This is a genomic window from Belnapia arida (genome assembly GCF_016773205.1).
Classification (GTDB): Bacteria; Pseudomonadota; Alphaproteobacteria; order Acetobacterales; family Acetobacteraceae; genus Belnapia; species Belnapia arida.
The window spans coordinates 453,263-465,544 of sequence record NZ_JAETWB010000001.1; the positions used below are offsets into that span (position 1 = coordinate 453,263).

At 70.3% G+C, this 12,282-nt stretch carries 9 protein-coding genes; 3 read left to right on the plus strand and 6 right to left on the minus strand.

Features of this window, described 5'->3' with window-relative positions:
* Positions 1-20: 20 nt before the first annotated feature.
* On the minus strand, positions 21-1,646 hold the full coding sequence (locus JMJ56_RS02340) for a GMC family oxidoreductase (protein WP_202829992.1): 1,626 nt from the start codon (positions 1,644-1,646) through the stop codon (positions 21-23).
* Between the two features lie 94 nt (positions 1,647-1,740).
* Between JMJ56_RS02340 and JMJ56_RS02345 the strand changes: the two genes are divergently transcribed.
* Positions 1,741-3,153 (plus strand): FAD-binding oxidoreductase, encoded by a 1,413-nt coding sequence (locus JMJ56_RS02345; RefSeq protein WP_202829993.1) that lies wholly within the window; start codon positions 1,741-1,743, stop codon positions 3,151-3,153.
* On the opposite strand, the gene JMJ56_RS02350 is transcribed toward JMJ56_RS02345, so the two are convergent.
* Genes JMJ56_RS02350 through JMJ56_RS02370 form a run of 4 tightly spaced genes read right to left on the minus strand, consistent with a single transcriptional unit; the run spans position 3,150 to position 8,423 of the window.
* Positions 3,150-4,541 carry a dipeptidase gene (locus JMJ56_RS02350; protein WP_202829994.1) on the minus strand — a complete coding sequence of 464 codons (1,392 nt, stop codon included), beginning with the start codon at positions 4,539-4,541 and terminating at the stop codon, positions 3,150-3,152. The two genes, JMJ56_RS02345 and JMJ56_RS02350, sit on opposite strands and share 4 nt — an antisense overlap.
* Positions 4,538-6,559, minus strand: a complete 2,022-nt coding sequence (locus JMJ56_RS33625; RefSeq protein ID WP_328702238.1) for an ABC transporter ATP-binding protein — start codon at positions 6,557-6,559, stop codon at positions 4,538-4,540. Before JMJ56_RS33625 ends, JMJ56_RS02350 begins: the two co-directional genes overlap by 4 nt.
* A complete protein-coding gene (locus tag JMJ56_RS02365) occupies positions 6,556-7,416 on the minus strand; it encodes an ABC transporter permease (protein ID WP_202829995.1) in 861 nt (286 codons plus the stop codon). The genes JMJ56_RS33625 and JMJ56_RS02365 overlap by 4 nt, the downstream gene beginning before the upstream one ends.
* Positions 7,413-8,423, minus strand: a complete 1,011-nt coding sequence (locus JMJ56_RS02370; protein WP_202829996.1) for an ABC transporter permease — start codon at positions 8,421-8,423, stop codon at positions 7,413-7,415. The genes JMJ56_RS02365 and JMJ56_RS02370 overlap by 4 nt, the downstream gene beginning before the upstream one ends.
* 62 nt (positions 8,424-8,485) lie before the next feature.
* Here JMJ56_RS02370 and JMJ56_RS02375 point away from each other — a divergent pair, with 62 nt between their 5' ends.
* Positions 8,486-9,481 carry an NAD(P)-dependent oxidoreductase gene (locus tag JMJ56_RS02375; RefSeq protein ID WP_202829997.1) on the plus strand — a complete coding sequence of 332 codons (996 nt, stop codon included), beginning with the start codon at positions 8,486-8,488 and terminating at the stop codon, positions 9,479-9,481.
* Here the strand turns inward: JMJ56_RS02375 and JMJ56_RS02380 are convergent.
* The gene (locus tag JMJ56_RS02380) at positions 9,478-11,100 is read right to left on the minus strand and encodes an ABC transporter substrate-binding protein (RefSeq protein ID WP_202829998.1); all 1,623 of its coding nucleotides are present in this window, start codon (positions 11,098-11,100) and stop codon (positions 9,478-9,480) included. The two genes, JMJ56_RS02375 and JMJ56_RS02380, sit on opposite strands and share 4 nt — an antisense overlap.
* A gap of 87 nt (positions 11,101-11,187) precedes the next feature.
* Here JMJ56_RS02380 and JMJ56_RS02385 point away from each other — a divergent pair, with 87 nt between their 5' ends.
* The gene (locus JMJ56_RS02385) at positions 11,188-12,216 is read left to right on the plus strand and encodes a Gfo/Idh/MocA family protein (RefSeq protein ID WP_236037385.1); all 1,029 of its coding nucleotides are present in this window, start codon (positions 11,188-11,190) and stop codon (positions 12,214-12,216) included.
* Positions 12,217-12,282 lie beyond the last annotated feature (66 nt).

Sequence of the window (12,282 nt, forward strand, 5' to 3'; positions counted from 1 at the left end):
GGGCACCCGCCCCGTGCCGCTCACGCGGCCAGCCGTGCCCGCGCCGCGGCCTTGACCATGTCCGCGCATTTCTCACCGATCATGATGGCCGGTGCGTTCGTGTTGCCGGACACCACCGTCGGCATGATCGAGGCGTCGGCGATGCGCAGGCCTTCGATCCCGCGTACCCGCAGTTCGGGGTCCACCACGCTCTGCGGGTCGCCGCCCATGCGGCAGGTGCCGCTCGGGTGGTAGATCGTGTTGCCGGTCTGGCGGATGAAGGCGAGGATGTCCTCGTCGCTGGCGGCCGCGGCGCCGGGCACGATCTCCTCCTCGACCCATTGCCCGAGAGCCCGCGTCTGCGCCAGGCGCCGGCCGAGCTTGATGCCCTCGATCATGCAGCGCCGGTCGGTCTCGGTGGACAGATAGTTGGCCTGGATGCGCGCCTTGGCCGCCGGGTCGGGGCTCGCCAAGGTGATCGTCCCCCGACTCTCGGGCCGCAGCTGGCAGGCGCTGATGGTCATGCCGGGGAAGGGGTGCAGCTCCGTCATCGTCTTCGAGGTGCTGAAGGGCAGGAAATGGTACTGCACATCGGGCGTCGCGCTGCCGGGCAGGGCGCGGGCGAACAACCCGGCCGTGCCGGCGCTGACCGTCAGCGGCCCGGTGCGGCGCAGCGCGAATTCGGCGCCCATCAGAAACTGGCCCCAAAGGCTTTGCGTCCGAGTGTTCATGCTGACCGGCTTGTTGACGCGATAGGCCAGCCTCGCCTGGAAATGATCCTGTAGGTTGGTTCCGACCGATGGCAGATCGTGCACCACCGGCAGGCCCATCTCCTGCAGGTGCTCCGCCGGGCCGATGCCGGAGAGCAGCAGCAGATGCGGCGAGGCGATGGCGCCACCGCAGAGGATCACCTCCCGGGCCGCGCGGATGGTGAGGTCGGTGCCATGGCGGCGGAACCGAACGCCCGCGGCACGCTGGCCCTCCATCAGCAGGCCGGTGCTGTGGGCGTCGGCGACCACGATGAGGTTCGGCCGGTTGCGGACGGGCTTCAGATAGGCCGTCGCCGCGCTCACCCGCCAGCCCTTGCGCGAGGTGGTCTGGTAGAGGCCGGCGCCTTCCTGCGTCTCGCCGTTGAAATCGTCGTTGCGGGGGAAGCCGAGCTCCGCCGCCGCCTCGATGAAGGACATGGCCAGCGGGTTGCGGTCGCGGATGTCGCTGACGGCAAGCGGCCCGCCGACACCGTGCAAGGCGCTCGGTCCCCGCTCCTGGTCCTCGGCCCGGCGGAAAAAGGGCAGCACGTCCTCGAAGGACCAGCCGGTGCAGCCGAGCTGGCGCCAGTGGTCGTAATCCTCGTGCTGACCACGGACATAGAGCAGGCCGTTGATGGCGGATGAGCCGCCCAGTACCCGCCCTCGCGGCCAAGGCACGCGGCGTCCCCCCAGTTCGGGCTCCGGCTCGGTGGTCAGGTTCCAGGACAGGGTCGGATGGTACATGGTCTTGGCATAGCCGATCGGCACATGCAGCCAGGGGTTCCGGTCCCGCGCCCCGGCCTCCAGCAGCACGACCCGCACCGAGGGATCCTCCGAGAGCCGGGCCGCCACCGCGCATCCGGCCGAGCCGGCACCCACTACCACGTAATCCGCGCTCAACGGCACGCTGTCGCTCATTGCGCTTCCTCCCGCATGGGTGCCAGTGAAGCCGTGTTGCACCCGCGCGCCAAGGGGCTTGCCGAGTGGAATCCGCGGCGGGAGACTGGCGGCCATGTCCATGCTCGACGCCCTGGCCGACGCCGTCGGCCCAAAAAACTGCCTGACCACCCCGGAGGAGATGGCCGCCTATGCGGTGGACTGGCGCGGCACCTCCCGCGCCGTGCCGCTCGCCGTGCTGAAGCCCGGCACGGTCGAGGAGGTTTCGGCCGTCCTCCGCCTCGCCAGCAAGGCCGGCATCCCCGTGGTGCCCGCCGGCGGCCGCACCGGCCTCGCCGGCGCCGCGGTGCCGAGGCCGGGTGGCCCTCCCTCCCTGGTCCTCAGCCTCGAACGGTTGAACCGCATCCGCGACGTCGATGCGCGCGACTTCTCCCTCGTCGCCGAGGCCGGCTGCGTCATCCAGCAGGTGCAGCAGGCCGCTCTCGCGGTGGACCGGCTCTTCCCCATCGCCTGGGGTGCCCAGGGCACGGCGCAGATCGGCGGCATGCTGGGGACGAATGCCGGAGGCATCCGTACCATCCGCTGGGGCAATGCGCGGGAGCTGGTGCTCGGCCTCGAAATCGTACTCGCCGATGGCCGCGTGCTGAACGACCTGCGCCGCGTGCGCAAGGACAATAGCGGCTATGCGCTGCGCCACCTCTTCATCGGCGCCGAGGGCACGCTCGGCGTCATCACTGCCGCCGCGCTCCGCCTGGTGCCGCCGATGCTCGCCGTCGAGACCGCATTCCTCGCCGTCCCTTCGCCCGATGCCGCGCTCTCGCTGCTGGGCCGCATGCAGGGTGCGGGGGCGGAGCTGATCGCCTTCGAGCTGATCAATCGCCTTTGCCTGGAGATGGTGGCCCGGCATGGCCCGCAGCTCCGCCTGCCGCTGCCGCTGGAGAGCCCGTGGTACGTGATGGTGGAACTTGCCGCGCCACACCCGGCGGTGCCCGTCCGCGCCATGTTGGAGACGGCGCTGGAAGCCGCGCTGGAGGCCGGGGAATGCACCGATGCCGTCCCTGCCGAAAGCGAGGCCCAGCGCCTCGCCTTCTGGCGCATCCGCGAGGATTTTCCTGAATTCGGCCGGATGGATGGCCCCTCCATCCCGACCGACACCGCCGTGCCCGTCTCCGCCGTCCCCGAATTCCTGGCCCGCACCGAAGCGGCGCTCGCCGAGCGCTGGCCGGAAGGCCGGATGTTCGCCATCGGCCATGCCGGCGACGGCAACATCCATGTCAGCCTGAAGGCGCCACCCGGCACGACCCATGCCGACTGGGTCGCCCGCGCCGCCGGCGCCGACATGCTGGTGAACCAGATCGCCACCTCGCTCGGCGGCAGCTTCAGCGCCGAGCACGGCATCGGCACCAGCAAGCTGCACGCCATGCAGGCGCTGAAGGACCCGCTGGCGCTGGAGCTGATGCGGCGGATCAAGGCGACCCTCGACCCGCAGGGCATCATGAACCCGGGGAAGGTGCTCCCCTCGAACTAACCGCGAGCAAAGGCCGCCAGCATCCGCGCATGGCTGCGAGCACCCTTGTGCAAGCAGCGCAGCTCGAATTTCTCGTTCGGGCTGTGGACCTGGTCGTCATTCAGCCCGAAGCCGACCAGCAGGCTGTCGAGCCCGAGCAGCCGCTGCATGCTCTCGACCACGGGGATCGACCCGCCGCTGCCGATCAGCACCGCCGGCCGGCCGTATTCCTCGGCCAGCGCCCCGCGCGCCGCGCCGACCCAGCGGCTATCCGCCGGCACCTCGATCCCCGGCGTCGTGGTGAAGACCTGCACCTCGGCCTTGGCGTCGGGCGGCAGCCGCTCGGCGACGAAGCGGCGGATGCCCTCCGCCACCTTCGCCGGATCCTGCCCCGGCACCAGCCGGCAAGAGAGCTTGGCATGCGCTTCCGCCGCGATGACGGTCTTGCTGCCATCGCCTGTATAGCCGCCCCAGATGCCGTTCAAATCCGCGGTCGGCCTTGCCCAGAGCCGCTCCAGCGCGCTCCGCCCGCGCTCGCCGGCCGGTGTTGCCAGCCCGATATCGCCGAGGAAGGCGCCCTCGTCGAAGCCGAGGCTGTCCCATTCGACCCGCTGCGCATTGGTGATCTCGGCGATGCCCTCATAGAAGCCAGGAATCTGCACCCGCCCGTTCTCGTCATGCAGCCCGCCCATGATGCGGGACAATGCATTGATCGGGTTGAGCGCCGCCCCGCCATAGATGCCGGAATGCAGGTCGCGCGAGGCCGCCTTCAGGTCGATCTGCGCATAGACCATGCCTCGCAGCCGCGTGGTGATGGCGGGCGTGTCGATATCCCACATTCCCGTATCGCTGATGACTGCGACATCGGCCGCCAGCTCGCCCTTGTTGGCGGCGAGGAAGGCATCGAGGCTCGGCGAGCCCACCTCCTCCTCGCCCTCGATGAGCACGGAGACGCGGCAGGGCGGGCCGCCGGCGATCTCATGCCAGGCCCGCAGCGCCTCCAGCCACATTGCCGTCTGGCCCTTGTCGTCCACCGCGCCGCGCGCGACGACACGCCGCCCATGCGGCCCCTCGACCACCAGCGGCTCGAAGGGCGGCGAGGTCCAAAGCGCCAGCGGATCCGCCGGCTGCACGTCGTAATGCCCATAGAACAGCAGATGCGGCGCATCGCCGCCCGGCCCCGGGTGATGGGCGACGACGACGGGATGCCCCGCAGTCGGCCTGATCTGCGCATCGAACCCCATGCCGCCAAGCTGGTCGCGCACCCATTCGGCGGCGCGAAGGCAATCCCCCGCATGCGCCGGCTGCGCGCTGATGCTCGGGATGCGGAGCCAGTCGATGAGCCGTGCCTCCGCCGCGGGGGCATCGGCATCAAGGCGGGCGAGGATGTCGGTGAGATTGGCCTTCATGCCACCAGTCCAGCATGGGAGAACCCGCCCGGGAAGTGGCAAGCGACCCACCGCCCGGCCTCAGCTTCGACAAGCGGCGGCATTGTTTCGCAGACCGGCTGCGCGATCGGGCACCGTCCACGGAACGGGCAACCCTGCGGCGGCGCCAGCGTGCTCGGCGGCTCCCCTTGCAGCAACACCCGCTGCCGCCCCGGCTCCGGCACGGCGGAGATCAGCACGCCGGTGTAAGGATGCAGCGGCCGGGCGAAGAGCGCCTCCGCCGGCGCGCTTTCCATCACGCGGCCGAGATAAAGCACCGCAACGCGGTCGCAGAGGTGCCTCACCACCGCCAGGTCATGCGCGATGAAGAGGTAGGTGAGCCCCATCCGCTGCTGCAGGTCGAGCATCAGGTTCAGGATCTGTGCCTGGATATTAACGTCGAGCGCGCTGATCGGCTCGTCGGCGACGATCATCTCCGGCTCCAGCGCCAGCGCCCGCGCGATGGAGATGCGCTGCCGCTGCCCGCCGCTGAACTCATGTGGGAAGCGCGAGACCCAGGCCGGATTGAGCCCTACCATGTCCAGCAACGCCCCGACGCGCTCCCGCGCCTCCGCCCCGCGCCGCGCCAGCCCATGCGCGACCAGCGGCTCCGCCAGCGTGTCGCCGATGGTCATGCGCGGGTTGAGCGAGGCGTAAGGGTCCTGGAAGACCATCTGCATCCGCCGCCGCAACGGACGGATCGCGGCCGGGCTCGCCTGCGCTATCTCCTGCCCGTCGAAAAGGATGCTCCCTTCCGTCGGCGCATGGATGCGGGTGACGAGCCGCGCCACCGTCGACTTGCCGCAGCCGCTCTCGCCGACGACGCCGAGCGTTTCGCCCCGCGCCAAGTCGAGATCGATGCCGTTCACCGCATGCACCACCCTCCGCGGCGCGAAGAGGCTCTCGCGCGGCAGCGGGAAATGCTTCACCAACCCACGTACGGATAGCAGCGGCTCAGCGGCCGGGGGAAGGGGTGCACGCACCCCGCCGAACCCAGCACCCCCCGCCTTTGGCAACACCGCACCCGCCTGCGTCACCCAACACCGCGCCAGCCGCCCCGGCGCCACCTCGGCCAGCGGCGGATGCTCCCTCTCGCAGCGCTCGACCTTGAACGGACAGCGCGGCGCAAACCGGCACCCTTGCGGCAGGTTCAGCGCATCCGGCGGCGCCCCCTCGATGCTGACAAGCCGCCGGTCCGCGCCCAGCGGTTGGTCGATCCGCGGCACCGCATTCACCAGCGCCCAGGCGTAAGGGTGGCGCGGATCGGCCAGCACCGCTTCGGTCGCCGCCTCCTCCACCACCTCGCCCGCATACATCACCGCGACACGCCGGCACACGCTGCCGATCACCCCGAGATCGTGGCTGATGAGCAGGATCGCCGTGCCGAATTCCGCATTGAGCCGGCGCAGCAGGTCGAGGATCTGCGCCTGGATCGTGACGTCGAGCGCCGTCGTCGGCTCGTCGGCGATCAGCAGCGCCGGGTCGTTGGCGAAGCCCATCGCCAGCATGACACGCTGGCGCATACCGCCCGAGAATTCATGCGGGAAGCGCGAGACGCTTCGCTCCGGCGCCGTGATTCCCATCCGTCCGAGCAGACCGATGGCCCTTCGCTTCGCTTCCGGCGCCGCGAAGCGTCCATGCCCGACCATCGGCTCGGTGAGCTGGCGCAGGATGCGGATGACCGGGTTGAGCCCCGTCATCGGGTCCTGGAAGACCATCGCCATCCGGTCGCCTCGCAATGACCGCAGCTCATCCGGCCGCATCGCCAGCAGGTCCCGCCCCTGGAAGCGCATGCTGCCGCCCGCGATCCGCGCCGGCTCCTCCAGCAGCCGCATCAGGGACAGCGCGGTGACGCTCTTCCCGCTGCCGCTCTCGCCGACGATGCCGAGCGTCTCGCCCGCCCCGATGCTGAAGGAGACGCCGTCGACGGCGCGCACCGCCCCGGCATCGGTGAGGAAGACGGTACGAAGGTCCTCGACCTCGAGGACAGGGGCGCTCACCGGCTCCGCGCCTTCGGATCGAGCCAATCCCTTACCCCGTCGCCGAGAAAGTTGAACCCGAGCACGATCGAGAGGATGGCAAATCCGGGGAAGGTCGCCACCCACCATTGCTCCACCAACTCCCGCCCCTCGGCCACCATCGCGCCCCACTCCGCGGTCGGCGGCACGACGCCGAGGCCAAGGAAGGACAGCCCGGCGAAGGTGATGATCGCATTGCCGATATCGAGCGTCACCAGCACCACCAGCGGCCCGATGGCATTCGGCACGATATGCCGCCCGAGGATGCGCGCCGGCCTCAGCCCGAGCACGACGGCGGCCTCCACATAGTCCTGGCTGCGCTGCACCAGCGCCAGCGCGCGCGCGAGCCGGGCGAATTTCGGCCACCACACCACCAGCATGGCGATGATGGTGTTGGACGTCCCGATGCCCAGCGCCGCCGCGATGGCGAGCGCCAGGATGATCGGCGGGAAGCACAGCACGAGATCGGTGAGCCGCATCAGCGCCGCATCGACGAAGCCCCGCGCATAGGCCCCGACCATCCCGATCAGCGTGCCGAAGGCCGCTCCCAGCGCCACAACGGAGATCCCCGCCAGCAGCGAGATGCGCGCGCCGAACAGCAGCCGCGAGAAGCAGTCCCGCCCCAGCGCATCCGTCCCCAGCCAATGCAGCGCCGAAGGCGGCTGCAGCCGGTTCGTCACGTCGACGAAATCCGGCGGATAGGGCGCCAGCCACGGCGCGAAGGCCGCCACCAGCACCCAGCCCAGCACGATCCCCGCCCCAATCCCCGCCAGCCCGTAGCGCCGCCACAACCGAGCCCGCCGCGAGCGCGGCGCGGGGAGGGCGATGCTCGCGCTCACCGCCGCACCCGCGGATCGAGCAGGGCGTAGGAGAGATCGACGGCGAGGTTGACCAGCAGGTAGGTCACAGAGACCACCAGCGTGATCCCCATGATCGCCGGGAAGTCGAGCGCCGCCGCGCTGCGGAAGGTGTAGCGCCCGAGCCCCGGCCAGGAGAACACCGTCTCCGTCATTACCGCCCCCGCCAGCAGGTTGGCATAGGCGAGCCCGCCCAAGGTCACCACCGGGATCAGCGCATTGGGCAGCACATGGCGGAGGATGGTGTAGTGCTCCCGCATCCCCTTGGCGCGGGAAACGCGCACATAGTCCTGCCCCATCGCCTCCAGCATCGCCGCCCGCGTGGTGCGGGTGATGAGGCCGATGGTCGCCGCCGCCAGCACGATCGAGGGCAGCACCAGATGCGCCGCCGCGTCATGGAACCCCTCCCAATCACCCGCCAGCAGCGTGTCGACCAGAAACAGCCCCGTCACCTCATCGGGCGGGAAGGCGATCGGGTCCAACCGTCCCGGCCCCGGCGCGATCTGCAACCCGCCATAGAAGATCGCCAGCATGATGAAGGCGAGCCAGAAGGTCGGCGATGAGACGCCGATCAGCGAGACCACCCGCGCCGCCGCATCCACCCAGCTGTCGCGCCATACCGCCGCCGCGATTCCGAGCGGGATGCCGATGCCGAGCGCGAGCACGAAGGCGATGCTCGCCAGCTCCACCGTCGCCGGTGCGTATTGCGCGATATCCTCCAGCACCGGCCTTTGCGAGGCGATGGAGGTGCCGAGATCGCCATGCGCCAGCCCGCGCAGGAAGATCAGGTATTGCTCCCAAAGCGGCAGGTCGAGCCCCCATTTCGCCCGCCACTCGGCCACAGTTGCCGGGTTGCTCGCGGCGATGTCGCCGAGCTGCGCCAGCACCGGGTCCCCCGGCACGGTATTGGCGATGAGGAAGATCACCAAGGTCGCCAGCACGGCCATGACGGCGGCGCCTGCCAGTCGCGTGACCACGGTCCGCAGCATCCGCCCCGCTTCTCCCCTGCCTCTTTGCCTGTAGTCTAGCCCCGAACGAAGGGGAGGGAAGCATGCAGGTCTATCTCACGCACACGCCGGACGCGCTGGAGAACTACTACGGCCCCCGGGCGCTGGCCGCGCTGCGCCAGGTGGCCGAGGTCCGGCTGAACGAGAGCGGCCGTCACCTCGCTGGGCGCGATCTGGCCGAGGCCGCCGCCGGCTGCCAGGCCATCGTCAGCTACCGCCAGTCGCCCGGCGAGGCCGCGACCTTCGAGCATGCCCCTGACCTCGTCGCCTTTCTCCGTTGCGCCGTCGACATCCGCAACGTCGACGTCGCGGCCGCCAGTGCCGTCGGCGTGCTGGTCACGCAGGCGACGCCCGGCTTCATCCCCTCCGTCGCCGAGCTCGTGCTCGGCCAGATGGTCGACCTCGCCCGCGGCGTCGGCGCGGCGGCGGCCAGCTACCATCGCGGCGAGGTGCCCTCGGCGCGGATGGGCGCGCAGCTCAGCGGCAGCACGCTCGGCATCATCGGCTATGGCTCCATCGCCCGCCACCTCGCCCCGATCGGCCTGGCGCTCGGCATGCGCGTGCTGGTGACGGACCCGCATGCCAAGGTCGAGGAGGCCCGCATCGAGCAGGTCGAGCAGGACCGGTTGCTCGCCGAAAGCGACTTCGTCGTCTGCCTCGCCGTTGCCAACGAGCAGACCGAGAACCTGCTGAACGCGGCGGCCTTCGCCCGGATGAAGCGCGGCGCCTTTTTCATCAACCCCTCGCGCGGTAACCTCGTCGACGAAGCCGCCCTGCGCGCCGCGCTTGATGCCGGCCAGCTCGCCGGCTGCGCCATGGATGTCGGCCGCGCGCCCGACCAGATGCCGACGCCCGAGCTTGCCGCCCACCCGAAGGTCATCGCCACGCCGCATGTCGGCGGCCTGACCCCGGCGGCCATCGAGCACCAAGCCTTCGACACCGTCCGTCAGGTGACGGCCCTCGCCGAAGGCCGCCTGCCGGACCATGCGGTGAATGCCGACCGCGCGCATCGCCTCTCGCGCCTCGGCATCCGCATCTAGGCCGGCTTCGCCTGACCGATCTCCACCTGCCAGCCCGCCGCCGTCAGCGAGAATTCCTTCACCGCATTGCGTACGGCGATCTGATAGATGGGCTGGAACAGGATGATGTGGTTCGCCTGATCGACCATTGCCCGCTGCCACTCCACCCAGAGCGCCGCGGCCTTCGCCTTGTCCGTCTCCTGCGCCGCGCGCTTGACGAGGTCCGTCATCTCCGGCGGCACGGTCCAGTGGACGCGCCTCGCCACCCGCTCGACAACGGCCGCCGCCCATAGCTCGTTCTCCACCGCCGGCGGATTCCAGAAGGTCAGCACCCCGCCCTGCGCTCGCCCGGTGGTGAAGCTGGTGCGGAGATTGACCTGGTCCATCGGCGCCAGCTTCGCGCGGATGCCGACGCGGCCGAGGTCCGCCTGGATCTTCTGCGCCAGCAGTTGGTACGAGACGCCCGCCACCGCCGCATTGCCATAGGCGATCTCGAACTCGAACCCCTCCGCGAAGCCGCCTTGCTGCAGCAGCTGCCTCGCCTTGTCGAGATCCTGCCGGAACCCGACCTCCCGCGCCACCGTCTCCGTGCTGCCATTCACCCCGATGGGGAGGAAATGCGCCGGCCGCAGCGCCGCGCCGCCCAGCATGCTGTTGACGATGCCGTCGAAGTCGATGGCGTGCCCGATCGCCTGCCGGCAAGCCTTCTGGGCCAGCGCCCGGTTGAACTCCGGGTTTTGCGTGATGGCCATGTAGACGAAGTCGAGGCTCGGCAGCCGCTCCGCCCGCACCTGCGGCTCATCCTTCAGCGTGGCGATCTGCTCGGGGATCAGGTTGAAGGCGGCCTGGATGTCACCGCGGCGGATCGCCAGCAGTTGTGCCGCGCTGTCGCTGAAATGCCGGATCACCACACGCTCGTAGGCTGGCGCCCCGCGCCAGTGATGCGGGTTGCGCACCAGCTGGATCTGCTGGTTCCGCTCCCAGCGCACCAGCCGGTACGGGCCTGTCCCGGCGCTGTTCTGGTTCAGCCATTCGGTCGCCCTATCCGTCTCCTTCGCATCCGCGGCCATACTGCCGCCGTGCTGCATGGCGAGCTTTTTCTCGGTGATGCCGAAGCTCGGCGCGCAGAGGATGTTGAGTAGCGGCGAGGCCGGGTCGTTCATGACCAGGTCGATGGTCTTGACGTCCACGATCTCGCAGCGGTCGATGGCCTTCACGTATTGCTGCGTCTGCTCCTTCATCCGGATCAGCCGCTCGAAGGTGAATTGTACGTCCTCGGCCGTCACCGGGGCGCCGGAGGCGAATTTTACCCCCTCGCGCAGGGTGAAGCGCCAGCCCTTGCCATCGGGCGTCCGCGTCCAGGCCGTAGCGAGGGCCGGCTTCGGCTCGATGTAGTCGCCGGGGGTGAGCGTCACCAGCGGGTCATAGGTTGCGGCCAGCGTCATGGGCGCCGTGTATTGCGCCTGTCTGACCGGATCGAGGGTTATGGTGTCGCTGATGTCGATGCCGAGCACCAGCGTCGCGCCGCGCGCCTGCGCATAGGCTTGGCCCGCCGGCAGCAGCGCCGAACCCGCACCCAGCCCCAGCAATTGCAGCACGTCCCGGCGCGCGATCGGCCGCGCGGTTTCGTCCAGCTCCATCGGACCCCTCCCAGGGCACTGGCCGCACGGTTTGCCCGCGCCGGCCGATGCGGCACGATAGGAGGCGGAAGAGGGGGAAGGGAAGTCATGCCAGGAATGATCGGCGTCGGGATGGTGGGCCTCGGCATGGCCGTCGCGCCCCATGCCCTCGCGCTCCGCGACCTCGAGGCCGCCGGCCGCGCCCGCCTCGTCGGCGGCTTCAGCCCCTCGGTCGAGCGCCGCGCCGGCTTTGCCGCCCGCTGGCATGCGCCCGTCTTCGACAGCCTTGACGCCCTGCTCGGCGCCCCCGGCCTTGACCTCGTCTTGGTCTTGACGCCACCCGCGGCCCATCTTCCCGTGGCCGAGGCGGCCGCCGCGGCCGGCAAGCACCTGCTGGTGGAGAAGCCCCTCGAATTCGACCTCGCCCGCGCCGAGGCTCTGGTGGCGATGGCCGGGCGTGCCGGCGTCACCCTCGGCGTGGTCTTCCAGCACCGCTTCCGCCCTGCCGCCCTCCGGTTGAAAGCGGCGCTCGAGGCTGGCCTGCTTGGCACGCCGCTCTCCGCCTCCGCCACCATCCGGTGGTGGCGCGATGCGGCCTATTTCGCGCAACCTGGGCGGGGGATGAAGGCGCGCGACGGCGGCGGCGTGCTGCTCACCCAGGCGATCCATACCATCGACCTGCTGCTGCACCTGATGGGGCCCGTGGCCGAGGCCGCCGCCTTCGCCCGTACCAGCCCGCTCCGCGCCATTGATACGGAGGACATCGTCGCCGGCGCCCTCCGCTTCGCCAATGGCGCCATCGGCACGCTTGATGCGACGACGGTCGCCCGTCCAGGCTTCCCGGAGCGGATCGAGATCGCCGGCACCGGCGGCAGCGCCATGCTGGTCTCCGAACGGCTGGAGCTCCACCTCGCGGACGTCGCGCCCGAGGTCATCGACCATGGCAGCGCCGGCGGTGGCGGGGCCGATCCGATGGCATTCGACCATGGCCCGCACCGTGCCCTTCATACGGAAGTGCTCGACGCCATCGCCGCCGGCCGCCCGCCCTCCAATTCCGGCGCCAGTGCCCTCGCGGTGCAGCGGCTGATCGAGGCGCTGCTGCGCGGGGCGGGGCAGGGGCAGTTCGTCACGCTATAGGTCGGTGACTATAGCGCCCTGGGTTGCCCCGGCCCCGCGACAGGCCCACATTGCGCCCCGACCCCG

What these genes read in the sequence shown, in the direction of transcription:
- JMJ56_RS02340 (WP_202829992.1), bottom strand. Translation starts at nt 1,646, where the DNA reads ATGAGCGACAGCGTGCCGTTGAGCGCGGATTACGTGGTAGTGGGTGCC.
- JMJ56_RS02345 (WP_202829993.1), top strand. Translation starts at nt 1,741, where the DNA reads ATGTCCATGCTCGACGCCCTGGCCGACGCCGTCGGCCCAAAAAACTGC.
- JMJ56_RS02350 (WP_202829994.1), bottom strand. Translation starts at nt 4,541, where the DNA reads ATGAAGGCCAATCTCACCGACATCCTCGCCCGCCTTGATGCCGATGCC.
- JMJ56_RS02370 (WP_202829996.1), bottom strand. Translation starts at nt 8,423, where the DNA reads ATGCTGCGGACCGTGGTCACGCGACTGGCAGGCGCCGCCGTCATGGCC.
- JMJ56_RS02375 (WP_202829997.1), top strand. Translation starts at nt 8,486, where the DNA reads ATGCAGGTCTATCTCACGCACACGCCGGACGCGCTGGAGAACTACTAC.
- JMJ56_RS02380 (WP_202829998.1), bottom strand. Translation starts at nt 11,100, where the DNA reads ATGGAGCTGGACGAAACCGCGCGGCCGATCGCGCGCCGGGACGTGCTG.
- JMJ56_RS02385 (WP_236037385.1), top strand. Translation starts at nt 11,188, where the DNA reads ATGCCAGGAATGATCGGCGTCGGGATGGTGGGCCTCGGCATGGCCGTC.